Genomic DNA, 25,018 nt, shown 5'->3' with positions numbered 1-25,018 from the left:
CCGGTGAGCCGTGCGACGGCGGGCTGGGCCCGCGAGTCAGGTGCACGGGTCAGCGGCGTGGGAATCACCCGAGAGGTGCGGACCGGCGGGCGCGCAGCGCGACGGTCAGTGTGTGCGGGCCGAGCCCGCCGATGTAGACGCGGTTCCCGGTCGTCGCGTCGGTGCCGCCCACCACGGTGTAGTCCTGCCCCGGGTCGTACTGCAGTACCTCGGCCCGCTCCGGCCCTGCCAGCGGTTCGCCTGCCTGGACGTCGGCCTGGACGCGGATCTCGTCGGCACCGGCCCGGTAGGTCATCGATCCGGTCGTCAGGCACCAGCGGTCGTCACCGAGCGGTACGGCGCCCTCGAGTACGCCACCCGAACGGAAGGTCAGTTCGAGGGCCCAGGGCACCCGGGGTCCGCTGAGGTCGATCCGCAGGTAGGCGCCGTCCTCCCGCAGGTCGACCTCGACACGTGTGGTGTGGGAGACCTCGTCCCGGGGCCGGTCCGCGAAGGACATCGCGGCCGAGAAGCGGCCCTCGTCCGCCATGCGGTAGGCGGCGTCGTCCCGCCGCAGCTCCAGGGGGAGCGGCTGGTAGTAGGCGGCCGTGAGGGTCTCGGTCAGCCGGTACCGGTGGTCGGCGGCCCGCTGCATCTCGGCGGCGCGGAACGGGCCCAGGTCGAAGAAGCCCCGCGAGAGGCGGACCGCGTCCAGGACGGCGTCGCCGGCGAACAGGCGCAGGAAGGTGGGGTTGCAGGCGAGACCCGAGCGGATGCGCCGGTGCCCGGGCACGTCGGAGCCGCCGTACACCACCGTGTGCGCGGTGGCGGACGCGCGTACGGCGAGGCGCGCGGTGGTGAGGTACCGGTCCCGGGGAAGGGTCTCCGCGACCGGCTCCGGCAGCACGCGGCACAGGTCGGGGGTGAGGAGGGTCTCGGCGAGCAGGTCGGGGTCGTCGATGCCGTCTGCGGCCGCCAGCGTCGCCGCCCGGCTGAGGTCGCCCCGGCCGGTGCGGATCGCGAGCAGCCGGTAGTGCGGCAGGTAGGGCGCCAGCGGGAACGGGTGCTTCTGGTCCTGCCGGCGCGAGTGGACGGTCTCCACCGTGCCGTCCGGCCTGATGAGGTCCAGGGTGGTGGTGAGGTTGCGTTCGACGGCGTCCAGCAGGTCGGTGCGGCCGAGGACACCGGCCAGAAGGAGCAGCGAAGGGTTCGACACGTGGGCCGCGTAGTTGGCGCTGCGCTCGGAGTACAGGCCCTCCGCGTCGATGTCGGCGCCCTCGGAAAGCCACTCCTCGATGCGCTCGAGGAGCCGGTCGTCGGGGAACGACCGGTGCAGCCGGGCCAGCGCCGCGCACAGCTCCCAGCGGTGGTTCGGGGTGTGCACCCCACCGGTCAGGAGACTGGCGGTGGCGGCCCCGGCGATCTCGGCGAGCGCGGCCGTGACGTCGCGCAGTTCCTCCCCGGCGCCGGCGGCCAGCACGTGCGCGTCGCACACGTCGTTGACGGTGAACGCGGAGTCCGGCGGGGACTGGACGTTGTCGCCGCCGGCGAAGAGGCCGGTGACTGTCTGCGCGGCCCGCAGGGCGCGCAGGTGGGTCGTCGCGGCGGCGACGGCCTGCCCGCTGCCGTGCAGTGCCGACTCCTGGGACCGGTAGGCCGCGATCAGCGTTTTCACCCGGCGTGCCAGAGCGCGGTGGGCCACGCCGGCCGGTTCCTCGTCGGGGGCGGCGGCCAGCGGGGCGGCCTCCCGGTCGGCGGCGCGGGCCACCGCACGGACGAACTCGTGGTCGAGCGGGGAGGGCAAGATCAGTCCTTCAGTCCGGCGTTGATGTCGGCGCCCATGACGTAGCGCTGGAAGACCAGGAAGATGGCGATCAGAGGAATCATCGAGATGACCGATGCGCCGAGCAGGACGGACCAGTTGATGTTCTGGGCGCCGACGATGCTCTGGATGCCGATCTGCACGGTGAACTTGTTGGGGTCGTTGAGCATCAGCAGCGGCCAGATGTAGTCGTTCCACCGCCACTGGAAGGACAGGATCGCGAGGGTCAGCATGATGGGCCGGGAGAGCGGCACCATGATCCGCGCGAAGATCGCCAGTTCGCGGGCGCCGTCGATGCGTGCGGCCTCCACGAGTTCGTCGGGCACCGTGAGGAAGAACTGGCGGAACATGAAGCATCCGGTCGCGGTGAGCACGGCCGGGAGGATGATGCCGGCGAAGGAGTTGTAGAGGCCGAGGTTGCGGACCACCAGGAACTCGGGGGCGAGCATGACCTCGGAGGGCAACATCGTGGTGGCCAGGATGCAGATGAAGAAGGCCTTGAGCCACTTGTTGTCGTACTTGGCCAGCGCGTACCCGGTGCAGCAGCTGACCCCCACCGTGAGGATCGTCGTGATCACGCACACGATGGCCGTGTTGATGAAGTACTGGGAGAAGTTGGCGCTGTCCCACGCCGCCTTGAATCCCGACAGGGTGGGGTTGTGCGGGACCAGCGTCAGCGGGTAGGAGAACAGGTCGCTGGACGGCTTGAGGGAGCTGAGGATGAACCACAGCACCGGCAGACCGTACAGGCAGGCCAGGATCCACAGGAGTGTCGTCGCGGGCACCGCCCGCCGGAGCCCGCCGGTGGCCGGGTTGCGGGGCCGCTTCCTGGACACGGGCTGTTTGGCGTCGGCGTCGAGCGGGCGGGGCATGTCTGTGGTTGTCATCGGTTCTCCACCCGCCGGTTGACGATCAGCTGGATGATCGCGACGGCCATCAGGATGAGCATGAGCACGAACGACGCGGCGCTCGCGTAGCCGATCTGGCCCCGCTTGAAGCCGGTCTCGTAGATGTACTGGACCAGCAGGTTGTTCGAGGTACCGGGTCCGCCGTTGTTGAGGGCGACGAACACCGGGTATTCCTTCATCGCGTTGATCGTGTTGAGCAGGATGACGATGAACGAGGTGGGCGCGATGCTCGGCAGCGTGATGCTGACGAACTTGCGCCACGAACCGGCGCCGTCGAGCTCGGCCGCCTCGTAGTACGACACCGGGACGTTCTTGATCGCCGCGATGAACAGCAGCATCGTGAAGCCCGTCCACGCCCAGGCCGCGGCCATCACCACCACCAGCAGCGACAGGTCCGCGTTCGACTGCCACGGAACGGCGCCGCCGCCGAGCTTCTCGATGACGTAGTTGACCAGTCCGAAGTTCTCGCCGAACAGCCACCGCCACAGGACGCCGACGACGATGGGCGACAGCAGCCACGGGATGAAGAAGATGACGCGGGCGACCGACGCGCCCTTGGCGTGCTTGTTCACCACCAGGTTGGCGGCGAGCAGCGAGAGCGCGAAGTTCAGCGGGACGAAGAGGACGGTGTACAGCAGCGTCCGGGTCAGCGCGTCGTAGAACGTGGAGTCCCCGAACAGGTTGTGGTAGTTGTCCAGTCCGATCCACTGGAACACCCCCACGCCCGTGTAGTTCGTGAAGGAGTAGAGGAGCCCGATCACCGCCGGCCAGACGAAGAACAGCGCGAAGAGCACGACGTTGGCCGCGATCAGGGTGAGCGGCGCAAGGGTGTACTTACTGCGTCTCCTGGGCGGGCTCGCGGACACGTCCGAGGCGCGTTTTGTCATCTTCCTGACTCCGTGCTGGTGGAAGGGATTGCAGGGGGCTCACGCCATGAGCCCGGGATCGCGGGGCGCGTCCAGGGCCGGGCGGCGGTGTCTCACCCCCGCCGCCCGGCCCCGCGGCCTACGATCCGCCGCCGACCTGCTGGTTGTAGCCGGCCACGATGTTCTCCAGGGCCTTGTCGGGCGACTGCTGGCCGTTGATCGCCTTGCCGAGCTCCGTCTTGGTCGGGTCCTCGGTGAGGCTCTTGCCCTTCAGCACCCACTTCGTCTGCGCGCCGTTGAAGTAGCCGGAGATCGGGGCGTAGAGCGGGATCGACTCGTTGTACAGCTTGAACGCCGCCTGAGCCGCCTCGGACTTGAAGGGGTACTTCGGGTTCAGGCCGCTCTCGACCGGCAGGAAGCCGGAGGCCTCGCACAGCACGCGGTAGTTGTCCGGCTCGTAGATCCAGGACAGGAACTTCTGCGTGGCGGTTGCGGCGTCACCGTTGTTGTTGAAGCCGACCATCATGCCGCCGCTGTTGACGTCACTGGCCTGCACCGGCTGGGCGGGAGTGGGGACGCTGGCCCAGTCGAACTTCTTGATGCTCTCGGAGAAGGCGGCGACCTGCCACACGCCGGACCAGTAGGCGACCACGTCACCGCTCTGGAACATGGCGGACGGGTCGGCGCCGCTGGTCCACACCGACTTCGGCATGGTCTTGTTGTCGTTCCATCCGACGAAGGTGTTCACGGCCTTCTTGGTCGCCGCGTCCACCGAGAACTTGCCGGAGGAGTCCGCGTGGACGTATTTCCCGCCCATCTCGTACACCATGGCGCGCAGCCGGGACGGCGACTGGTCGAAGGTCAGGGAGTACTTGGCGCCGGTCTTCTCGCGGACCTTGTTCGCCGCCTTGATGAACTCCGTCCAGGTCCAGGTCTTCTGCGGCGAGGTCGGGAAGGAGACTCCGGCCTTCTTGAACAGCGACTTGTTGATGAACATGCCCGACGCGGTGACGTCCGAGGGGATGGCCAGCACCTTCCCGGACGAGTCCTTGGCGAGGAAGTTGGCGTTGATCTTGTTGCTCTTCTTGCCGGCGATGGAGCTGAGGTCGATCAGCTTGTTCGCCCAGATCGGGTCCAGCGCCGGCACGGCCGCCACGTCGGGCAGGGAGTTCGCCTGCGCGGCGTTGTGCAGCTTCGTGGGGTACCCGTCGTAGGGGATGTTGACGAGCTTGACGGTGACGCCGGTGTCCTTCTTGTACTGCGACACCATCTTCTTCCAGCCCGCGTCCTGCCCCGGAACCGTGGAGATCCAGAACGTCAGCGACTTGGACGTGCCGCCCGAGTCGGAGCCCGACCCGCAGGCGGAGAGCAGAAGGGCACCTGCCGTGGCCACGGCAGCGAGGGGAACCACGCGGCGTATGCCGCCGAGTCGGCGGGAGCGCCGCACACCCACACTGATCATCTTCGATCCCTTTTCTTCGTAGCGGAAGAAGCACGGCGCCAGCCGAGGCGGCACGGGTGCATTTTGCAGGAAATTTCGCTTTCTAGGGGGCACGGCCTCGCCCGGCCGCATCGCCTTGACGGGTGGGGTCCCCGGCCATGACGGCCGACGTCGCACGAGCACGCCCTCGTGCGGCTGCCGTACTTCGCGTACGGGCGGGAGGCTCACCCGGAGTCGGCGTCCCGGCCGACTCAGAAAGCGCTTGTCCGGACATTGGCACGACGAGTCGGAGGCCGTCAATCCTTCGCCCCCGCGACCTCGGTCACGGTTTGGACTCCTCGGGAAACCGCGAGCCTGGCGGCGCCCACGACGGTACCGAGATCACCGACGGTGCTGCTGACGACTTCGGTGGGCCAGCTCAGCCGGGCGAGCTCGGCCCGGACCCCGTGCAGGAGCTGCGGGTACGCCCCGGTACTGCCCCCCAGCACGACCAGCCCCGGGTCCAGGACCGCGGTCACGGCGGCGGCCAGCCGTCCCACGTCCACGGCATGACGGTCGACCACGGCACGCGCGGCCGCACGGCCCTGTCCGGCGAGGGCGAAGAGCTCCTCGACGGTGCGGGGGCACGGCCCGTCAGTGCCCGGCCAGGCCTCGGCGGCACGCCGCAGCAGGGAGCGCGAGCCGATGTACTCCTCCAGGGCCTCGTGGCGGGGCTCGCGTCCGTCGTCCCACGGGTAGGGGATCCGGGCCAGCTCACCGGCGGCGCCGTTCGCTCCGCGCAGCACCTGGCCGCCGACGACGATGCCGAGGCCGATACCGACGCCGATCCTCAGGTAGCCGAAGATGTTCCGGCCCCGGGCGGCACCTTCGTGCAGCTCGGCGAGGGCGGCGCAGTTGACGTTGTTCTCCAGGTGGACGGGGACGCCCGGCGGCAGCGCGACGGTCACGGCGTCGAAGACGGGACCGGCCTTGGCGGTCGCCGGACGCATGCCGCTGCCCTCCTTGCGCGGCGCGGTGACGTCACCGACGGCGACGACGATGGTGCGCAGCGGGGCGTCGGCGGGCAGCGCGTCGAGCGCCTCGCGCACGACGTCGGCGGCACCCTCGCGGGGCCCGGTGGCCTCGGCGAGCAGTGTGCCGTCCAGGGCGCAGCCACGGACCCGGGTGAGGGTGGGGCCGAGGTCGACGGCGAGCACGGCCCCCGCGGCCGGCCCGAGACGGTAGACGGCGGCGTTGCGCCCCGTGCCGCTGGAGGCGGTGCCGGAGTGGGCGGCGAGCCGCACGCTCTCCAGTTCCGCGACGGCGGACGACACCGTCGGCTTGGACAGGCCCGCGAGGCTCGCGAGCTGTGGCCGGGTCGCGCGGCCGGCCCCGGCCAGCACGGCGAACACCGCGCCCGCGCTCTCGGTCAGTCGGGGGGCTCTTGCCAGGTCATGTTCCAACAGTTACCCCACACAGGTCATGGGCCGCTCCCCCCGGGCGATCGGCTTCGCGAAGGGCTCCGTGGGATGCGGCGATGGGATTCCTCTTGACGCACTGTACTTCGTTAGTTAACTTCCTAACGAACGTCACGGTACTCGCCTGCCGTGACTCCGCCAGAGGCCCGTCCCGGGGCTTCCAGAGTTGTCAACTGCCCTTGTCCCAGGCACGGTTCGCCCGCCGTCGCAGCACTGCGCACCGACGAAAGAGGATCCGTGCAGGACTCCACCTCCGCCGGCACTCTCGTGCTCGGCATCGACGTGGGCGGCACCAAGACGCACCTCCGCGCCCTCGCGGGGGACCACCGCGTCGTCGATCACGTCCGCTCGAGCGCCGGCTGGCGGCCGCACGACCCCGCGGCCGCGGCCGGCTGGCTGACCGGCCTGGTCCGCGAGACCCTGCCGGCCGGCGCCGCGCCCTCGGCTCTCGCCGTGGGCGCGCACGCGTGCGAGACACCCCGCCAGTGCGCGCGGATCCGCGCCGCTCTGGAGAGCGCCTTCGGCGTGCCCGCACTGGTCGTGGGCGACGCGGAGCTCCTCGTCCCCGCCGCCGGTCTGGACAAGGGCGTCGGTCTGGTGGCCGGCACCGGGTCCGTCGCCGTGGGGCGGCTGCCCGACGGCACCACGGTCCAGGTGGGCGGCTGGGGCGCCGTGCTCGGCGACGAGGGCGGCGCCGCCGGTCTCGTCCGGGAGGCGGCCCGTGCCGCCTGGGCGGCACATGACCGGGGCGAGGAGCCCGACGAGCTGGCGGTCGGCCTGGTGGCCTCGCTGGGTGTGCCGGAGGTGCCGGCGCTGGGCGCGGCCCTGGAGAGCGCCACCGACGTCTCCGCCGAGTGGGGCCGGCACGCGCCCGTCGTTTTCACGGCAGCCGAGGCGGGTTCGACGCTCGCCCGTGCCGTGATCGCCGAGGCGGGCCGCTCCCTCGCCGCACTCGTCGGCCGTCTCGCCGCGCGCGGGGCCGTCGTCGACGACGTGGTGGTCGCGGGCGGCACGGTGCTGTCCCAGCCCGCGCTCTACGACGCCCTCACCGCGGCCCTGGCCGACAGCGTGCCCGCGGCCCGTACCAGGCCGCTGCGGGAGCCGCCGGTCGAGGGCGCGGTGGCACTGGCGCGATCGCTGCTGTGACGCGCCGGGGCGCCTGCCCCCTCGTTCATCCACGGGACATGTCCCGGCCGCAGCACCCTCGCCGACAGGACACGACCCGGCCGTAGTTCTTCGCTCGTAGGCACCACCTGACACACGGGACACTCAACTCCCCTTCGTATCAGGCAAGATCGCACGATCGCACCCGGCCGCAGGGCCGCAGAACTGAAGAGAGGCACACCCATGCCGTCATCCGCCGGGCACCACTCCCCCGCCCTGAACCGGAGGGGTTTCCTCAGAACCTCCCTGGGCGGCTCGGCCGCACTGGTCGCCACGCCGGCCTTCGTCGGCTGGCTGGGCGCAGCGGACGCCAAGGCCGCCACCACTCCCGCCGCGTTCGTCGACGACTACAAGACCAACGTCCTGGCGAACCAGACGCCCGAGACCAACGCGGTCGTCCGGGCCCTGGGGGGCTTCGCCCGGGTCTGGAAGACCGGCGGCGCCTGGAACACCGGCACCCCGCTCATGCCGGACATCCTGCGCGCCAACGTGCGCTACTGCGAGCGGATCACCACCGAGCGCACCGACGCGGAGGCGAAGCAGGCCTTCATCATCGACCGGCAGCACCAGAGCTACTCGATGATCGACGGTCTCGGCCCGCTCGCCGCGCTCTACAAGACGGGGGCCAAGGCGGTCACGTCGATCACCGGCGCCCCGGACGGCACACCGCCGGCCAAGATCGACGACGCCGTGCCCGCCGACGCCCCGGCGGGCTCCGCGCTGGGCGCCGGCTCGTACGACTCCGAACTCGGCCAGGTGGCCCGGCTGGTGGACACCCTGCGCGGCAACTGGGCGTCCGGCAACCCCGCCAAGTTCGCCTATCTGTATCCGCGGCCGTGGCGGATGAACGAGGACAGCGAGGTCGTCGACACCGGCAGGAAGGACGAGTTCGGCTTCCCGGTGTACGAGTCGAAGGTCGTGGTCGCCCCGCAGCTGCTGCGCCAGCGCAGCGACAAGCCGGCCGAGGACGGCGGCTTCCCCAGCGGCCACACCAACGCCCTGCACCTGGCCTCGCTGGCCTACGCGTACGCGGTTCCCGAGCGTTTCCAGGAGCTGGTGACGCGCGCCCTGGAACTCGCCCACACCCGGATCGTCGCCGGCATGCACTCCCCCGTCGACGTGCTCGGCGGCCGGATCATGGCGACCGCACTGGCCGCCGCGACCCTGGCGGACCCGGCCAACTCCGCGCTCAAGGCGGCGGCCCGCGCCCAGGCCCTGGCCTATTTCACGGAGAAGACCGGTACGACGGCCGACACCCTGTACACGTACGCGCATTCCGCGGACACCGGCACCGACCCCTACGCCGACCGGGAGGCCAACGCCCGCTCGGTCCGGCCCCGGCTGACGTACATCCTGCCCCGCCGCGGCCGCAAGGACCCGCTCGCGGTGCCGAAGGGTGCGGAGGTGCTGCTGGAGACGCGGCTGCCGTACCTGACCGCGGCCCAGCGACGCGAGGTGCTGCGGACGACGGCGCTGCCGTCGGGGTACGTCCTGCTGGACGGCTTCGAGCAGTGGGGGCGGCTGAACCTGTTCGCCGCGGCGGACGGTTACGGCGCCTTCGAGCGGGACGTCGTCGTGAGGCTGGACGCGGCGGCCGGGGGCTTCCACGCGGCCGACATCTGGCGCAACGACATCGAGGGCGACGGCGGCCTGACCAAGCGCGGTTCGGGCACACTCGCCCTGACCGGCCACAACTGCTACCGCGGCGGAACCGCCGTCGAGGCCGGCACGCTGGTCGCCGCCTCGACGGGCGCCCTCGGTGAGGGCGACGTGCACGTCACGGGCGGCACGCTCCGTGTGGCCGAGGTCGCGCGGGTGCGCGGCTCGTACGTCCAGGAGGGCGCCTCGAGGCTGGAACTGCCGCTGCGCAGGAACCACGGCCCGGCCCTGACGGTGGGCCGTCGGGCTCTGCTGGGCCGGGGCAGTGTGCTGTCCCTGCGGCTCGACGCCGAGCGGCCGCCGACCGCGGGGACGACCGTTGCCGTCCTGTCGGCTTCGCAGCTGCGCGGCCGGTTCGACCGGGTGGAGCTGGACTCGGCTTCGCTGCGGGCCGAGCCGGTGTACACGGCTGACGGTCTGTCGGTGCGACTCGTGAGGCGCTAGCGCTTTCTTCGGCGGGGGCTGATGCAGGGTGGGGCCATGAGGGACCTCTGGATCGCTCCCGCCGTTGCGCGGCCGGTGTCGCTGTCGCCCCCGCACCGGCCGGCAGCGCACGCAGACCGGGCCGACGGTGGCCGGTGCCCCTCCTCGTGGCCCTGCTGCTCGCCCAGATGGCCTTCGCGATGGTCACGACCGCCGTGCAGCAGACCCCGACCATCGACGAACCGGTGTACGTCGGTGCGGCCGCGGAGTACGTGCACGAGCACCGGCTGCGGCACAACCCCGAGCATCCGCCGCTCGGCAAGCTGCTCATCGGCGCGGGGGTCGTCCTCGCGGATCCGCACGTCGACGCCGCCTTCGCCGGGGACCGGGGGCAGTTGGGCCGGCATCTGCTGTACGAGTCGGGCAACGATCCCTGGCGTCTGATGCTGTACGCCCGCCTTCCGATGATCGCGCTGACCCTGTCGTTCGGTCTGGTGGTGTTCGCCTTCGCCCGTGAACTGGCCGGGACGGTCGCGGGGTCGGCCGCTCTCGCGCTGTACTGCTTCTCCCCCGACGTCATCGCCCACGGCTCGCTCGCCACCCTGGACGTGCCGTCCGCCGGGTTCGCGCTGACCTCGGCGTGGCTGGTGTGGCGGGCGCGCCGCAGACCGCGGCTGTACGTGCCGCTCGCGGGGGTCGCGCTGGGCGCGGCGCTGGCCACGAAGATGAGCACGCTGCCCGCCGTGCCGGTGGTGATGGCGTTGGCCGCGCTGTCCGTGTGGCGGGCGTCCGGGGGAAGCCGGCGCCGGGCCGTGGTGGCGGCGCCAGGTGTGGCCCTCGTCGCGGTAGCCGTCGTGTGGGTCACGTATCTGATGGTCGATCCGCGGCTGCGCTGGGGTGCGGAGCAGCACGTGCCGGTGGTGCACGGGCTGCGGGGGCTGCTGGTGGAGATGATGCCCTTTCCGGAGGCCTGCCGGGACGGGATGCGCGTGCGGTTCGGGCTGGAGAACCGGCCCTGGCAGGGGTTCTTGTTCGGGCAGCTATGACGGCTCGCCCTGGTACTACCTGCCGACGGCGCTGCTGGTGAAGACACCGCTGGGTGCCGGCCCGTGAGGTGCGGGGGCTGCTGGCCGTGTCGGACTCGGCGGCCGCGAAGGCCACGGGGTGGCTGGCCGAGTTGATCGGCGGCAGCCGCCCCGTGGACGACGTCGGGCACTCGATCACGCTGTACCGCCGCTGAGGGGCGGGGCACGCGCGGTCAGTGGGTCGCGTAGAAGAACCCGTCCGCGCTCACGTGCTGCATGACCCGGCTCGCCACCCGGTAGCGGCCGTTGGGCACCTCGGGGCACTTCGCCACGTGGACCGCCAGCGGGCCGGCGAACTCGTAACCGCGGCGTTCCGCGTGCCGGGACAGGCTGTCGGTGAGGGCCTGGCCCACGTCGGTGCCGGTGCGGGTCAGATGGTCGTGCACGTCGTCGGGGAGCTCCACGTCGTAGGCGTTGGGGACCATGACGCGGCCCTCACGGCACACGACGGCGTTGTCGTCGCACTCGCGCCGCAGGGCGTCGAGGACCTCGACCGGTTCCTTGTCGAGGAGCCGCGCCCACAGCGCGTCCCAGCGGTTCTCCAGGGTCTGTTCCAGCGCACTCAGCGCGCTCATGCCGTCTCTCCTGCCGATGCGTCGTGGTCGGTCGGGTGCGGGGATGTGCCTAGCGGTCGTCGAAATCGTCGGGGCGCACCTCGGCCTCCTCCAGGGCCTCGCGCATCGTGCGGCCGGTGGCGCCCGGCGGGCGCGTGCGGTTCTCGTCGTGCTGTTCCAGCAGTTCGTCGGTGGTCTGCGTCTTGGGCCGGTTCTCCTCGGGGACGGTCATGACGTCGGCTCCTCACTTCGGGTGCGTGCGGCGGCGGGTTCCCGCCGGGCGTACGGGTAACCCCGTGCCGGGCAGCTCATGCTGCCCGGAGAAGCCCTGGTCACCATGTGCGTGAGCTATGTTGAACGTCCGTGGGAGACGAAGGAGGCGCACCGGTGCCATCGCCGCAGCAGGCACGCGCACAGGCATCCGCGATCACCTCGGGGAAGGCCGCCCCCGAAGCGGAAGTCTCCCCGTCTGCCCAGCTCAGGGCGCTCTTCGACCGTCCCCGGCTGTCCCCGGGGCAGCGGCGCATCGCGCAGTATCTGATCGAGCACATCACCGAGGCGGCGTTCCTGTCGATCACGGATCTCGCGGACCGCGTCGGCGTCAGCCAGCCCTCGGTGACGCGGTTCGCCTCGGCGGTCGGCTTCAGCGGTTACCCCGCGCTGCGGGAGAAGCTGCAGTCGATCGCGCTCGGCACCCTCGCGGTCGGCCCGGCCGAGGAGATGCGGGGCAACGAACTGCAGGCGGCGGTCGACGCCGAGATCGAGAACCTGGAGAACCTGCGGCGGGACCTGGCCGACCCGAGCGTGGTCATCGACGTCGGCCGCAAGCTCTCGTCGTCGGCCCCCCTGACGGTCCTCGGGCTACGCATCTCCGTCTCGCTCGCCGAGTACTTCGCCTACGCCGCCCGCCGGATCCATCCGGACGTACGTCTCGTGACCCGGGGCGGCAGCGTCGCCTACGACGCACTGCTGCAGTCGCGTGAGGCCGGCGGGACATGGGTGCTGGCCTTCTCCATGCCACGGCACGCCCAGGAGACCCTGACGGCTGTCCGGGTCGCGCGGGGCGCCGGGCTCAAGGTCGCCCTGATCACCGACCTGGCGCTCGGGCCTCTCGCGGACGAGGCCGATGCCGTCTTCGCCATCGGGACGGGGTCGCGACTGGTGTTCGACTCCTACGCGGCCCCGGGCGTGATGTGCTCGGCGCTGCTGCAGGCCATGACGGACGCGGATCCGGAGCGGACGCAGGCGCGGTTGGAGGAGTACGAGCAGGTCGCCGACCAGCACCAGTTCTTCCTCAGGGACTGAGCGTGCCCCGGTAGGGACTGAGCGTGCCCCGGTGGATCGCACAAGGGGACCATCCGCAACAAAGCACGCATGAATGTTTTCATGCTCCTTGCAAACCGGATGGCATATATAAATACTGCTCACGGATCGCGACCCGGCCGGTTCCGGATCCGTTCCGCACCCGTGGAGCCGGGTCCTACCCACTCCGGGTCCCGGGTGTCCGTGGCGGCCCCGGTCATCCCCTGGGCCGGGGCCGCCCCGACCCGTCGTCCACCCTTACGACGCCGCACACCCGGAAGCGATGATCATGCAACTGACGACCACGCGCATCAGCCCCGACTGGCCCTGCCAGGTCAAGACGCCCGGGAGCTACGACTGGGAGCGCTCGGCGGCCAAGTGGCTGCGCGAACTGGTGCCCACGCGCTACGCCGGCTACCCCGTGTTCATCCGCCACCCCGTCCTCCTCGCACGGCACGCCCACATCCAGGTCCAGAACGAGATCCGGATCGCCCGCACCGCCCTGCAGACCGCCCGTGCCGACCTGCCCGGACTGGGCCTGCACGAGGGGGTCATCGAGCACACCATCAAGCTGTACGCGGCCGAGGTCATGCAGCTCCAGCACATCGCGCGCAGCGTCCGGGCGGTCACCCAGGCCCTGGTGGAGGCGAACCGCCAGCCGTGAACCGCCGGGCATGACCGGCGCCGCGCGTGGCACACGTGGAGGAATGAGCACCACGAGAGCCCGGCGCGGTGAGCCGGTGACCACGGTCCTGACCTGGCAGGTGCGCCCCGGCCGGGAGCAGCGGTTCGAGGAGTGGACGCACGGCATCACCCGCTGCGCGAGACAGTTCCCCGGCAATGAGGGCGTCTCCTGGCTGACCCCCGAGGACGGTCACCGCTACCACGCGGTGCTGCGCTGGTCCGATCAGCACCGGCTCGCCGCCTGGCTGGAGTCCGAGGAGCGTGCGCGCTGGCACCGGCGGATCGAGGACGTGGCCACCGAGGTCAGCAGCGAACGCCAGTCGACGAGCGGGATGGAGACCTGGTTCAGCCTGCCGGGCACCACCGTGCAGGCACCGCCCCGCTGGAAGATGGTGCTCACCACCTTCCTCGGCGCCTACCCCTTCACCCTGCTCATCCAGTGGCTGGTGACACCTCACACCACTGCCTGGCCGCTGCCCCTGCGGGCCGCCGTCTTCCCGCTGGTGCTGTTGCCGCTTCTGACGTACCTCGTGATGCCGCGGCTCAGCCGGCTGCTGCGGCTGTGGCTGTATCCGCGCGACGGCAACTGAGCAAGTCCCCGCGAGGCCGATGTGGCCAGAGGGGCCACGGATGCGGACGGGCGGTCCGTGCGCACAAGGCGGTCTGCGAATCGGGCCAGGTGTGCGATGCTCAACGCGTGACGAGCGAGCCCGTGACGCCGGCGCAGTCCGGTGCCGCACCGGACCTGGTCGAACTGGCCAAGATCGTCGCCCGGCAGCGCGCCGAGATGGATCGGCTGCGCGACCAGGCGGCCGTCTCCGCTGTCGTGGAACGGGCCAAGGGCGCCGTGATGGCGCTGACCGGCTGTTCCGCGGCCGCCGCGGGTGAGCAGCTGCTCCAGCGGGCCAAGTCCGCCCGTCACACCCTGCTGGAGGAGTGCTGGATCACCCTCGGCACACTCACGCCGATGCGGCCCGGCCCGGGTAGGGCGAGCGAGTCCTACGGCATCGATGCGGCCGGGGCGGCAGAGGCCGCGGGGCAGCCGGAGGTGCCGGACGACGTCGCCGCCGCCCTGGCCCGCCTCGGCCAGGCCCTCGTTCGGGTGATGACACCGCACGACCTCGCCCGGTGCCTGCTGGAGCATCTCGGCTCCGACATGTCGGCGGACGCCGTCCTGATCTACGCCCGCAGGCCCGACGGCGGCCTGGGGCTGATCGGGCACGCGGGGATCGACGAGAAACTGGCGGCCCAGTGGTGCCAGGTGCCGCCGCTGAGCGGGATGGCGGCGCTGGACGCGCTGCAGGCGGGCGAGCCGCGCTGGCTGGAGGACTTCGCTGCGGACCAGCGGCGGTACCTGCTCATCGGGGACCCTCCCGACCGGTGGCGCTCGCGGGCCTGGCTGCCCGTGCTCGCCGCGGGCTCCGCCGAGGTCTGCATCGGTGTGCTGCGCGGCCGTGCCGGGGCGTTCACCCCACGCGACCGCGCCCACCTGCGGGGCGTCACGGGGCTGTGCGCCGGCCGGCTGCGCGCCTTCGAGATGCCGCCCGAGCGCGACGCCGACGCCGCCACGGACGCGGTGCAGGCGTTGTTCGAGGCACTGCCGGTGGCGGCCATGCTGCTCACGCCGCTGCGGGCCGCGACGGGCGAGACCGAGGACTTCCGGGTGGAGGCCGCGACCACTCAGGTGGGCGATCTGCTCGGCCGCACCGGTGAGGAACCGGCGGGGCGGCGGCTGCTGGAGCTGCGGCCTGCTCTGGCGGCCGAGCCGCTGTGGCAGGGCTGTCTGCAGGTGCTGGCCACCGGGACGGCGTACGAGGGCGAGCCGTTCGCGCACGAGGAGGTCGTGGCCGGCGTCGCCGAGCTGTCCGTGTACACGGCACGGGTGGCGCCGCTGGGCGACGCCCTCGTCGTCTCGTGGATCCGGCACGGCTCCTCCGACCGGCAGGAGCAGCGACTGGCGGACCTGCAGCGACTGGGGAATCTCGGCTGGGCCAACTGGAACCTGGCCACGCAGGACGCGTCCTGGTCGAGCCAGGTGTTCTCCCTCGTCGGCCGGGATCCCGCGCGCGGCCCGGTGCCCCTGCCCGAGGTACCGGAGCTCGCGCTGCCCGAGGACGCGCCCGCGCTGACGCGCGCGGTCGGGGGACTCCTCCACGACGGGCAGCCGTTCGACGTGCCGTTCCGGATCCGGACGAGCGGCGGCATCCGGCATCTGCGGCTGGTGGCGGAAGCGGTGCCCGACCGGCACGGCACACCCGTGGAGGTGCACGGCTTCGTACAGGACATGACCGACCGGCGGCGGGCGGAGCTGGCCCTGGTCGAGAGCGAGCGGGCGATCCTGACCCAGCACGACGTGCTCCAGGCCGAACGGACCCTGGCCTCCCGGCTCCAGCAGGCGCTGCTGCCGATGTCCAACCGGCCCGTGCACCTGGCCGGGTTGCGCGTCGAGGTCGCCTATCTGCCGGCCCAGTCGGGTGTGCACGTGGGCGGTGACTGGTTCAGTGCCATCGAACTGCCCGACGGGGACGCGCTGCTGGTGGTCGGCGACGTCGCCGGGCACGGGGTCGACGCCGTGGCCACGATGGCCCAGCTCCGGTTCACCGCGAAGGGCATGGTCATCACCGGCTCGTCCCTGACCGGTGCGCTCGCCCGGCTGAACACGCTGCTGCTGCACTCACGCGACTCCCACACGACCGCCACGATGGTGCTGGCCCGCTACGAACCCCGTCGGCGGCGCCTGGTCTGGGCCCAGGCGGGGCATCCCCCGCCGCTGCTGCTGCGTGACGGGAAGGCGCGGTATCTGCGCCGCCCCGGCGGCATGCTGCTCGGGGCGGCCGCCACGCCGGTCTACCAGGAGGCGGAGTGCCGTCTCGATCCGGGCGACCGGCTGATCCTGTACACCGACGGCCTGGTCGAGCACCCCCCGGACAGCATCGACCGGGGGCTGGAGCAGCTCGCTGAGGCGGTGGCGGCTCCGCACGGCGACGGCCCCCGGTCGCTCGGGCCGTTGCTCGCGCGGATGCTGCCGGACGTGCGGCGGGACGACGTGTGCGTGGTGGACGTCCGTGTCCCCGGGGCCCAGGGGCGGTAGCGCACGCCCCCCTCACGAGTCCCCGCGGTGGCGCCAGTACCACCACAGGCCCACGAGCAGGGACAGCAGGAACAGGGTGGGCAGCACCAGGCCGGGGATGCGGGAGCCGTTCTTGGGCGTGGCCTTCGGTTCGCGGCGGTTCGGGCGCCTCGTGCGTCGCCCAGGGCCAGGATGCGGCCGCGTGGCCTCGCCGTTTCGTTGCTTTCCCCAGCCCTTGCCCGGCGTTCGATAAACGGGGGGCGTCGTCAGTCGACCGGGTGGCCCGGGTCGATGGTGACGGCGTCGGACAGGCGCAGCAGCGGCCCCTCGTCCTCCCGGTGGCCGCCCCACTCGACCGGGTCGAGGACGAAGCCGATGTGGTCGCCGCCGCCCGCGCGCGTCACGATCCGGCCGACGAACCAGGCCGGCGTGTCGCGCAGGACCAGGGCACCGCCGTACGCCTCCCGCAGGGGGACGTCCCGGAACTTGTCGGTCCGGTCGCCGGTGTGCCCGCCGAACAACTCGGCGAGGGCGTGCTGTTCGCGGCCGAGCAGGTGCACGGCGAGGACGTCCGCGTTCCGGGCCACCCGGAAGGTGTCGTTGAGCTCGGACAGCCACACCACGAACCGCACCGGCCGCAGTGAGCACTGTGAGGCGAACCCGACCAGGCAGCCCGCCCGTTCACCCCCCGCGGTGGCCGTGACCACGTACATCTCGGGGTTCAGCCGGTCGATGAACTCATCCATGCCGGCCATGGTCACACATCAGCTCGTGCCCGCCGGGGTGCGGGCCTCCAGGGCCGCCCGGGTGTCGTTGCCGTAGACGCCGGTCTCGTCGCCGCGGATGCCGTACCAGAGCTGGAAGCGGGCCACCGCCGCGGTGAGACCGGGGTCGTAGCGACCGCTGGTGGAGCCGTCCCGGTAGACGTCGGGGATGCGCAGGAGGCGTTGCTGGAGCTCGGCCACCTCGGGGCCGGATGCTCCCTCGCGCAGTGTGCCGGCTCCGTCCGGATCCGCAGGCCCGGCGGCGGGCGGGGTGGACGAGGTGGGGGTGGGTGCGGGGTCGGTGGTGGAGGGGGCGGACCGGGGCGGAGCGGGCGCGGTCGCCGCGTGGTCGTCGGTGTGCTCGCCACGGAGCAGGAGCGCGCCGCCGAAGCCGATCACCGCGGCCGCGAGGACGGCCACCGCGACGGCGGCGCGGCGCAGCCCGGCTCCCCGGGGCATGGCGTCCGTGTGCCGGCGTAATCCGCGTGCGACGGGCGGGAGTTCCTGGGTCAGGGCCTCGGAGCCGGCCGGCGGTCCGGGCAGTGCGACGGATTCGTGGCCGACGGGTTCCCGACCGGTCTCCTGCCGGAACTCCCGCATGAGTTCGGCGAGCGCGTCGGTGCGGCGGGGCCGCAGGACGCGGATGGGTTCGAGGGCCGGGCCGTCCTGCGGCGGCCTGGGCTCGGACGGTGTCGACACGTTGCTCTCCTTCGTCCGGGCCCGGGGGCGCCCGTTTTCGAGGATCGTCCGACGTGGGATACGCGGCCATCGCGTCCGGGGTTCAGAGGCCGGTCACGTCCGATGAGCAGAGCACTCAGTACCTCCGAAGGAGTGCACCGAGTGCCATGTCCCGTCCGGGTGCTACGTTCGCGCTCATGAGCTCCGAGAAAGCCGAGGCGGGCACCGGGAAGCCGCCCATGCGGGACGCCTTGGTGGCGGCGGCCTTCCAGCTGTTCGTGGAGCGGGGGTACGAGCAGACCACCGTCGACGACATCGTCGCCCTCGCCGGAGTGGGACGGCGCTCGTTCTTCCGCTACTTCCCCTCCAAGGAGGACGTGGTCTTCCCGGACCACGAGCGCTGCCTGGCCGACATGACGGCCTTCCTGGCGGACGGCTCCGACGACGACGAACCCGTGGGGCGGGTCTGTGACGCGGCCCGGCTCGTGTTGCGCATGTACGCCGAGAACCCGACGTTCTCGGTGCAGCGCTACCGCCTCACCAAGCAGGTCCCGGGGCTGCGTGCCTACGAACTGTCGGTGGTGTGGCGCTACGAGCGGGCCCTCGCCGCGTACCTGCGCCGGCGCTTCGCCGCCCGGCGGGACGGCACCCTGCAGGCCGACGTGATCGCGGCGGCGGTGGTCGCTGCGCACAACAACGCGCTGCGTTCCTGGCTGCGTTCGGACGGGCAGGGCGAGGCGAGCGCGGCGGTCGACCGCGCGCTGGCCTATGTGCAGTCGGCTTTCGGCGGCGTACCGGTGCCGCCCCTCGTGGAGCAGCCGGAGGACGTGGTGGTCGTCGTGTCGCGGCGCGGGGCGCCTCTGTGGCGGGTCGTGCAGGAGATCGAGACGACGCTGGGGCGGGGCTGAGCCTCGCCACATTGAGGGTACGGAGTGCCTTTACGAGTGGCACTGAGTGCCATACTCTGTGCTGCGTGCACGGTGGCACGGCGAGCCGCGCACCCGTGTGCGCGAGTGATCGCGTACGCGGATTCCGGCCGAGTGCAGGGAGTTGACCAGCGTGTACCACTCAGGAAGCGTCACTCAGCAGGCAGCCGGCTCCGCGACGGGTCTGCTCGACCCGAGGGGCCAGGGCTCCGAGGCCATCCTCTACCAGCGCTGCACCTGGTGCGGCACCGCCATGTACCACCGGTTGCTCTGTCCGGTCTGCCGGGGCAGCGAGCTGCGCACGGAGCGGGCCGAGGGTACGGGCACGGTGCGCCACTCCACCGTGGTGCACCGCAACACCCCCGCGGCGCGCAACGTCTCCCTGGTCGAGATGGCCGAGGGCTTCGTGGTACGCGGCCGGGTGATGGGCCCGCCGATCGGCATCCACAGCGGTGACCGGGTGCGGCTGTCCACGGCCAAGGACCCGGTGCGGGGTGAGCCGGTCTTCCAGCTCCTGGACGAGCCGTACCGGGCCTGGAGCTGACGCCTGGTCAGTGGACGGTGACGCGGATGCCCACGGTGCCGTCGACGCCCCGGCGCAATCGGCTGCCGAGCAGGGTGAGCCGGCCCGTCAGGCCGTACTTGCGGGCGATCAGCCGCCGGTAACGGGCGGTGGTGGCGGGGTCGCAGATCTCCGCCGTCGCGGGCACCTGGTCGCCGGTGGGATTGCCGCGCAGGTCGCAGGGGCCCACCAGTACGTCGGCGCGGTTGCGGATCCGCTTCACCTTCCAGGAATCGGCGGGCGTCCACGCGCCGAGCGCCGCACCGTCGCGTACGACCCAGACGGGAGTGGCGACCGGTGTGCCGTTCCTGCGGTAGCTGGTGATCAGCAGGTACTTCCCCGCGCCGAGCGCGTCCAGCGTCGTCTCGTCCATGGTGGGCAGTGTACGAGCGCGTCCCGAGGTCAGCGGAGCGCCGCCGCCATCCTGCGCACCGCCTCCGTGAGCACCTCCTGCGAGGTCCCCAGGTTGAGCCGGGCATGGCCGGCACCGCCCGTGCCGAAGGGGAGTCCGGAGCTGAGGGCGACCCTGCCGTCGCTCAGGAACACGTCGGCCGGGTCGTCGCCGAGCCCCAGGGCGCGGCAGTCGAGCCAGGCCAGGTACGTGGCATCGCCCGGCCGGTAGCGGACCGCGGGCAGGTGCTCCGCCAGCTGGTCCGCGAGCAGCCGCCGGTTGGCGTCGAGGCCGGCCAGCAGGGCGTCCAGCCAGGGCACGCCGTCGCGCAGGGCGGCGGTGTGGGCGATGACGGCGACGTGGCTGGGGCCGTGCCCCACCTCCTCGGGCATCCGCTCCAGCTCGGCGGCGGCCCCGGGCCCGGCGATCGCGAGGGCGGCCTTGAGCCCGGGCAGGTTCCAGCCCTTCGAGGCGGACATCAGCGACAGCCCACGCTCGGCGCCCGGCACGCTCAGGTACGGCACGAAGCCGGCGTCGCCCAGCACGAGCGGGGAGTGGATCTCGTCGGCGACGACACGCACGCCGTACCGCTCGGCGAGGGCCGCGACGGCGGACAGCTCGGCGGCCGTGTGCACGGTGCCGGTCGGGTTGTGGGGACTGCACAGCAGGTAGGCGGCCCGTCCCCCTCCCGTCACGGCCCGCCGGAAGCTCTCCTCCAGGGCGTCGAGGTCCAGGCGCCCGTCCGCGAGCGGGGCCTCGGCGATCCGGCGTTCCATGTGCTCCACGAACAGGTAGAACGGCGGGTACACGGGCGGGTTCACGACCACGGTGTCGCCGGGTCCGGTGAGCAGTTTGAGCATCTCGACGACACCCAGCATGACGTCGGGCACGATCGCGGTCCGTTCCACCGCGAGACCGTCCCAGCCCCACCGCTTCCCGGCGAAGTCCGCCAGGGCCTGCGCGTAGGCGGTGCCGGCCGGGTAGCCGGTGTCGCCGAGGTGGAGCGCGTCGGTGACGGCCCGCACGACGGACTGCGCGAGCGGCACGTCCATCTCGGCCACCCACAGGGGCAGCACGTCCTCGGGGTAGGTGCGCCACTTCATGCTCGTGCGCTGCCGGAGACGGTCGAGGGTGAGGACTTGCAGGGGATTCGGTTCACCGGACGATTCGTGCGGGATCCTGGTCATGGGCACACGATAGGGGGCTGTGCGGTGAGCGGGAATCATGTGGACGGGTGGCGGGGCGGGGCGGCGGACACGATCCTGGAGGTCGCCTGCGACGAGTCGGGGTCGGACGGTGAGAACCTCACCGGCGGCAACACGGACGTGTTCGCGCACGCCGGCGTCTCGCTGTCCGAGGCGGCGGCCGCGGCGACGGTACGGGAGATCCGGGACCGGATCAGGTCACCGGCCGAGGAGTACAAGGCGAACCACCTGCTGCGGGAGAAGCACCGTGCGGTGCTGGAGTGGCTGCTCGCACCGCGGGGGCCGATCCACGGGCGGGCGCGGGTGCACCTCATGGAGAAGACGTTCTTCGTGGTGGACCGGACGCTGGGCCTGCTGCTGGACGACGCGGCCGAGGCGGCCGTCCTGTTCCGCGCGGGGCGCCCGGCCTTCGGGGAGGCCGGCTGGCGGGCGTTCCTCGCGGCGGCCAACCGGCTGCTGCGGGTCCGTCAGGACGGGAACCCGGTGGACGCCTTCTACGGCACCGTCGACACCCTGCTCCGGGGACGTCCGCGGGCGGACGCGGCGAGCGTCCTTGAGCGGCTCGCCGCGACCCGGCCCCGCGCGGTGTCGTACCGGGACGGTCTCCTGGCCGGGCCGCCGCTGATCCCGCTGCTCAACCCGCTGCTCCCGGCGGTCGTGCGCACGGCCGCGCTCTGGAGCCGCGACGGCCGGCCGGTCCGCCTCGTGCACGACCGGCAGAACATGCTGACGCCGGAGCGCATCGCGTGGATCGAGGGGACGGCCCGGCGCGCCGGGAGCGACCTGGCCGGGCTGCGGCTCGTCGTGGCGCGTGACGACGCACGGGTGCAGGTGGCGGACTTCCTCGCCGGGATCGCCCGCAGCATCGCCTCCGACGAGCTGAACGGCCGCGGGGACCCGGCGCTCACCGCCCTGCTGCGGCCCTACGTCGACCCGGGTTCGGTGTGGGGCGACGCTCGCAGCGGGGCCCTGCTCGCGGACCCGGTCGCCGGGTGACGCCGAAGAGATCACCGGTGCGCTGAACGCGGCAGGGCTGCGCCCCGTATGGATGAGGGGCACTCAACTCCAGGAGGGCCCTGCGGTGTTCACATCGTGATGTTCGGGTTCGGGAGCCATGCATGAGGCACGCACGACGACGGGTCGTCCGGCGAGTGACACGGCTGGCGGCCGTCGGCGGACTCCTCCTCGGAGGAGCCATGGTCACCAACGCCGTGGCGAGCGAGCCGGCGGCCCCGTCCATCGGCGTCCCGTTCACCGCCCCGCCGGCGAGCGGCGAGGGCACCGACCTCGTGTCCCGGCTCGGCAGCACGCGCACGGCGGGCAGCTGGATCGACACGTCCGGGCGGCCGGTCGTGGCGGTGACCGACGAGAAGGCGGCCGCCGAGGTGCAGCGCGCCGGAGCACGGGCCAAGATGGTCAGCCACAGCATGAGCGACCTCAAGTCCGCTGCGGCGACGCTGCGTTCGGCCCCCAGGGTCTCGGGCACCTCCTGGGCCCTGGACTACAAGAACAACCAGGTGGTGGTACGGGGCGACAGCACCGTCTCCGCCTCCGCCTGGTCCAGGATGACCGAGGTCGCCGAGGGCATCGGCTCCTTCGTGCGCATGGAGCGCACCGAGGGCACGTTCACGACACGGCTCAACGGCGCGCAGCCCATCCTGTCGACCGCCGGGCGCTGTTCGGCGGGGTTCAACGTGACCGACGGCGAGAGCGACTTCATCCTGACGGCCGGGCACTGCGGTCCCGACGGTTCCGTCTGGTTCGCCGACGACCGGGGCCGGCAGCAGGTCGGCACCTCGCTCAAGGGGAGCTTTCCCGGCGACGACTACTCCCTGGTGAAGTACGACGCCGGCCGTGCGGGCAAGGGCGCGGACGTGGTGGCGGTCGGCGGCGGCAAGGGCGTGCGGATCACGGGTGTCGCCGAGGCGGAGGTCGGGCAGCAGGTCTTCCGCAGCGGCAGCACCAGCGGACTGCGCGAGGGAGAGGTGACGGCGCTCAACGCCACGGTCAACTACCCGGAGGGCACGGTCAGCGGCCTCATCGAGACGAACGTGTGCGCGGAACCCGGTGACAGCGGAGGCCCGATGTTCGCCGACGGCATCGCGCTCGGCCTGACGTCGGGGGGCAGCGGGGACTGCAAGGCGGGCGGTACGACGTTCTTCCAGCCCGTGACGAAGGCGCTGACCGAGCTGGGCGTCAAGCTGATCGTGGCCAAGTCGGCCGGCGGCACGGGCGCCGCCCCCGCCCCATCGGCGTCGCAGGGCGCTGCCTCGCCGGGTACGTCGGCGCCCATCACGGGCACGGACGTGTCGACACTGCTGAGCCGCCTCACCGACCCGCGCAATGTCGGCCCGGGCATGCTCGTCATCGCGGGCAGCCTCGTCGCCCTGGTGGCGACCCGCTGGATCCGCGCGGAGCAGGACCGCAAGGCGTACCGGCAGTACTACTCGGCGACGTGGGGATGACACCGGCAACGGCCGAGGAAAGTGCGAGAAGGGCACCCATTCGATCAGGGGTGCCCTTCGACGAGGGTCCGATGCGTCGGCGGGCCGGGACGAGGGTCAGGCCGCGGGCGCCGACTGGGGGGCCGCGGCGGCCCACTCCAGGACGAGCCGCTGGTACTCCGCGCGCTGCTCGACGCTCAGTGTCCCGCCCGACCGGCGCCACAGCGCACGGATCTCCTCGTTGACCTCGTCAGCCGATCGCTCGGATGAGGTTTCAACAGTGGTGGACATGCTGTGAAGCATACGTCGCCGGACGTGAAGGCGATGTGAGTAATCACGAGCTAAACGGTCATTTCGGACAGTGTTACTGATCACGTCCATCTCCCGGTAAACGTGAGGCTGTTCACATCAACCGCCTGCGAGTATCTTTCGCCGCCGGGCAGTTCGCCGTCGTTCACGCTTCGGCCGATCCCAGCACCAGCACCTTGATGGCCAACACGGCTGCACCGCGGGCCCAGTCGTGGAAGTCGGAGACCTTCGTCTCCAGGCCGACCGGCGCGGCGAGCGGGTGCCTGAGCTCACGCACCGTCTCCTCGACCGTCTTGCCGGCCACGTCCATCAGCCCGACCCCCTCCCCCGCGAGCAGGATCTTCTGCGGCATCACGAAGTTGGAGATCTGCGCGACGAGTGTGCCCAGGGCTCGCGCCGCCTCGCCGATCACCCGGGCGGGCATCGGGTCCCCGGCGGCGGCCCGGTCGAGGATCTCCTCGTAGGTGCTGTCCTCGCCGGTGGCGGCCCGGATCTGGTAGCGGATGCTGGGGATGGTCAGCAGCGAGACGGCGCTGCCGCGCCTGCCGTCCGGGGTGAGCGGCCCGTGGGAGTCGACGATCCAGTGCCTGCCGAAGCCACGGTCCTCCTCGGCGAAGGGCACTCGCCTGCCGCCCAGGACGAGCCCGTAGCCGAGACCGGCGCCGATGGTGAGGACGACGAAGCGGTCCAGTCCGCGCCCGGCACCGAACCAGGTCTCCGCCTCGACCAGGGCCGCGACGTCGTTCTCGACGACCACCGGCAGGCCGGTGCGCTCCTCGACCAGCTCGGCCAGGGGGACGTCCCGCCACAGCAGGAACGGGGATTCGCCGACCACGGCCCGGTCCTGGACGAAGCCGCCGACCCCGATACCGATCCCGGCGAGGCGAGGATGGCCCGCGGCCAATTCTGCGGTCATCCCGGCCAGCACGTCGGCGACTTCGGCGGGGTCGTGGGTGGTGAGCGGGCGGTCGTGGCGGGCGACGATGTGGCTCCGAAGGGTGGTGACGACGCCGTAGACCATGTCCTCGGTGATCTTGAAGCCGAGGAAGAAGCCCGAGTCGGCGACGACGTCCAGCGGCTGGGAGGGGCGACCCTGGCGCGTCTCCGCGGGCGCTCCCGCCTCGGGCACCTCGACCAGCAGACCCGACTCGATCAGCGGTTTGGTCAGCCGCGTGAGGCTGCCGGCCGAGAGGCCCAGCCTGCGGGCGAGGTCCGTGCGCGACAGCGGGCCGTGGACGAGCACTTCGATCGCCACGGAGCGCTCGCCGGGGCTCAGCGGCAGCCAGCCGGAGGTGTCTTCGGTCATGGAAGGTCCGCTCCCCTCA

At 71.9% G+C, this 25,018-nt stretch carries 24 protein-coding genes and 1 pseudogene; 12 read left to right on the top strand and 13 right to left on the bottom strand.

Features of this window, described 5'->3' with window-relative positions; genetic code table 11:
• Positions 1-64: 64 nt before the first annotated feature.
• From AB0B29_RS33430 to AB0B29_RS33410, 5 genes are all read right to left on the bottom strand, one after another.
• Positions 65-1,783, bottom strand: a complete 1,719-nt coding sequence (locus tag AB0B29_RS33430) for a hypothetical protein (protein WP_362245748.1) — start codon at positions 1,781-1,783, stop codon at positions 65-67.
• Positions 1,784-1,785: 2 nt separating this feature from the next.
• A complete protein-coding gene (locus tag AB0B29_RS33425) occupies positions 1,786-2,688 on the bottom strand; it encodes a carbohydrate ABC transporter permease (protein ID WP_362245746.1) in 903 nt (300 codons plus the stop codon).
• Positions 2,685-3,596: a carbohydrate ABC transporter permease gene (locus AB0B29_RS33420; protein ID WP_362245744.1), complete on the bottom strand. Its 912-nt coding sequence runs from the start codon at positions 3,594-3,596 to the stop codon at positions 2,685-2,687. Before AB0B29_RS33420 ends, AB0B29_RS33425 begins: the two co-directional genes overlap by 4 nt.
• Positions 3,597-3,714: 118 nt before the next feature.
• Positions 3,715-5,037, bottom strand: a complete 1,323-nt coding sequence (locus tag AB0B29_RS33415; protein ID WP_362245742.1) for an extracellular solute-binding protein — start codon at positions 5,035-5,037, stop codon at positions 3,715-3,717.
• Positions 5,038-5,312: 275 nt separating this feature from the next.
• On the bottom strand, positions 5,313-6,458 hold the full coding sequence (locus tag AB0B29_RS33410) for an ROK family protein (protein WP_362245740.1): 1,146 nt from the start codon (positions 6,456-6,458) through the stop codon (positions 5,313-5,315).
• A 252-nt stretch (positions 6,459-6,710) separates the two neighbouring features.
• Here AB0B29_RS33410 and AB0B29_RS33405 point away from each other — a divergent pair, with 252 nt between their 5' ends.
• From AB0B29_RS33405 to AB0B29_RS33390, 4 genes and pseudogenes are all read left to right on the top strand, one after another.
• Complete coding sequence (locus tag AB0B29_RS33405) at positions 6,711-7,619, top strand: N-acetylglucosamine kinase (RefSeq protein ID WP_362245738.1); 909 nt, start codon at positions 6,711-6,713, stop codon at positions 7,617-7,619.
• A gap of 201 nt (positions 7,620-7,820) precedes the next feature.
• Positions 7,821-9,740 (top strand): phosphatase PAP2 family protein, encoded by a 1,920-nt coding sequence (locus AB0B29_RS33400; protein ID WP_362245736.1) that lies wholly within the window; start codon positions 7,821-7,823, stop codon positions 9,738-9,740.
• 179 nt (positions 9,741-9,919) lie between these two features.
• Positions 9,920-10,820 (top strand): annotated as a pseudogene (locus tag AB0B29_RS33395) (ArnT family glycosyltransferase); the annotation flags it as partial.
• A complete protein-coding gene (locus AB0B29_RS33390) occupies positions 10,819-10,959 on the top strand; it encodes a hypothetical protein (protein WP_362245734.1) in 141 nt (46 codons plus the stop codon). The pseudogene AB0B29_RS33395 and the gene AB0B29_RS33390, both read left to right, overlap by 2 nt.
• A gap of 18 nt (positions 10,960-10,977) precedes the next feature.
• Here the strand turns inward: AB0B29_RS33390 and AB0B29_RS33385 are convergent, their stop codons facing one another.
• Together AB0B29_RS33385 and AB0B29_RS33380 are read right to left on the bottom strand one after the other, a co-directional pair.
• Entirely contained in the window at positions 10,978-11,379 is a 402-nt protein-coding gene (locus AB0B29_RS33385; RefSeq protein WP_362245732.1) for a DUF3662 domain-containing protein, read from the bottom strand.
• A 49-nt stretch (positions 11,380-11,428) separates the two neighbouring features.
• Positions 11,429-11,590 (bottom strand): hypothetical protein, encoded by a 162-nt coding sequence (locus tag AB0B29_RS33380; protein ID WP_362245730.1) that lies wholly within the window; start codon positions 11,588-11,590, stop codon positions 11,429-11,431.
• Positions 11,591-11,745: 155 nt separating this feature from the next.
• Here AB0B29_RS33380 and AB0B29_RS33375 point away from each other — a divergent pair, with 155 nt between their 5' ends.
• The 4 genes from AB0B29_RS33375 to AB0B29_RS33360 all read left to right on the top strand — a co-directional run bounded on the left by AB0B29_RS33375 (position 11,746) and on the right by AB0B29_RS33360 (position 16,435).
• Complete coding sequence (locus AB0B29_RS33375; protein WP_362245728.1) at positions 11,746-12,663, top strand: MurR/RpiR family transcriptional regulator; 918 nt, start codon at positions 11,746-11,748, stop codon at positions 12,661-12,663.
• Between the two features lie 280 nt (positions 12,664-12,943).
• Positions 12,944-13,324 (top strand): hypothetical protein, encoded by a 381-nt coding sequence (locus tag AB0B29_RS33370; RefSeq protein WP_351630133.1) that lies wholly within the window; start codon positions 12,944-12,946, stop codon positions 13,322-13,324.
• A gap of 43 nt (positions 13,325-13,367) precedes the next feature.
• Positions 13,368-13,934: an antibiotic biosynthesis monooxygenase gene (locus AB0B29_RS33365; protein WP_362245727.1), complete on the top strand. Its 567-nt coding sequence runs from the start codon at positions 13,368-13,370 to the stop codon at positions 13,932-13,934.
• A gap of 107 nt (positions 13,935-14,041) precedes the next feature.
• A complete protein-coding gene (locus tag AB0B29_RS33360) occupies positions 14,042-16,435 on the top strand; it encodes a SpoIIE family protein phosphatase (protein WP_362245725.1) in 2,394 nt (797 codons plus the stop codon).
• Between the two features lie 245 nt (positions 16,436-16,680).
• Here the strand turns inward: AB0B29_RS33360 and AB0B29_RS33355 are convergent, their stop codons facing one another.
• Positions 16,681-17,169, bottom strand: coding sequence for a flavin reductase family protein (locus AB0B29_RS33355; RefSeq protein WP_362245723.1), 489 nt, complete (start codon positions 17,167-17,169; stop codon positions 16,681-16,683).
• A gap of 9 nt (positions 17,170-17,178) precedes the next feature.
• Positions 17,179-17,877, bottom strand: a complete 699-nt coding sequence (locus AB0B29_RS33350; protein ID WP_362245721.1) for a peptidoglycan-binding domain-containing protein — start codon at positions 17,875-17,877, stop codon at positions 17,179-17,181.
• A gap of 218 nt (positions 17,878-18,095) precedes the next feature.
• Between AB0B29_RS33350 and AB0B29_RS33345 the strand changes: the two genes are divergently transcribed.
• Together AB0B29_RS33345 and AB0B29_RS33340 are read left to right on the top strand one after the other, a co-directional pair.
• Positions 18,096-18,764, top strand: coding sequence for a TetR family transcriptional regulator (locus AB0B29_RS33345; protein WP_362245923.1), 669 nt, complete (start codon positions 18,096-18,098; stop codon positions 18,762-18,764).
• A gap of 151 nt (positions 18,765-18,915) precedes the next feature.
• Positions 18,916-19,326 carry a Zn-ribbon domain-containing OB-fold protein gene (locus AB0B29_RS33340; protein ID WP_362245719.1) on the top strand — a complete coding sequence of 137 codons (411 nt, stop codon included), beginning with the start codon at positions 18,916-18,918 and terminating at the stop codon, positions 19,324-19,326.
• Between the two features lie 7 nt (positions 19,327-19,333).
• Here the strand turns inward: AB0B29_RS33340 and AB0B29_RS33335 are convergent, their stop codons facing one another.
• Both AB0B29_RS33335 and AB0B29_RS33330 read right to left on the bottom strand, forming a co-directional pair.
• Entirely contained in the window at positions 19,334-19,717 is a 384-nt protein-coding gene (locus AB0B29_RS33335; RefSeq protein ID WP_362245717.1) for a PPOX class F420-dependent oxidoreductase, read from the bottom strand.
• A gap of 29 nt (positions 19,718-19,746) precedes the next feature.
• On the bottom strand, positions 19,747-20,922 hold the full coding sequence (locus AB0B29_RS33330; protein WP_362245715.1) for a MalY/PatB family protein: 1,176 nt from the start codon (positions 20,920-20,922) through the stop codon (positions 19,747-19,749).
• 24 nt (positions 20,923-20,946) lie between these two features.
• Between AB0B29_RS33330 and AB0B29_RS33325 the strand changes: the two genes are divergently transcribed.
• Entirely contained in the window at positions 20,947-21,936 is a 990-nt protein-coding gene (locus tag AB0B29_RS33325) for a hypothetical protein (protein WP_362245713.1), read from the top strand.
• 122 nt (positions 21,937-22,058) lie between these two features.
• Positions 22,059-23,405 carry a S1 family peptidase gene (locus tag AB0B29_RS33320; RefSeq protein ID WP_362245711.1) on the top strand — a complete coding sequence of 449 codons (1,347 nt, stop codon included), beginning with the start codon at positions 22,059-22,061 and terminating at the stop codon, positions 23,403-23,405.
• Between the two features lie 96 nt (positions 23,406-23,501).
• On the opposite strand, the gene AB0B29_RS33315 is transcribed toward AB0B29_RS33320, so the two are convergent.
• Both AB0B29_RS33315 and AB0B29_RS33310 read right to left on the bottom strand, forming a co-directional pair.
• Positions 23,502-23,687 (bottom strand): hypothetical protein, encoded by a 186-nt coding sequence (locus tag AB0B29_RS33315; protein ID WP_362245709.1) that lies wholly within the window; start codon positions 23,685-23,687, stop codon positions 23,502-23,504.
• Positions 23,688-23,838: 151 nt separating this feature from the next.
• Positions 23,839-24,999, bottom strand: a complete 1,161-nt coding sequence (locus tag AB0B29_RS33310; protein WP_362245707.1) for an ROK family transcriptional regulator — start codon at positions 24,997-24,999, stop codon at positions 23,839-23,841.
• Positions 25,000-25,018: the final 19 nt, after the last annotated feature.

Source organism: Streptomyces tibetensis, from assembly GCF_040647715.1.
In the GTDB taxonomy this organism is placed as follows: domain Bacteria; phylum Actinomycetota; class Actinomycetes; order Streptomycetales; family Streptomycetaceae; genus Streptomyces; species Streptomyces tibetensis_A.
This window is presented reverse-complemented; position numbering and strand designations above follow the sequence as displayed.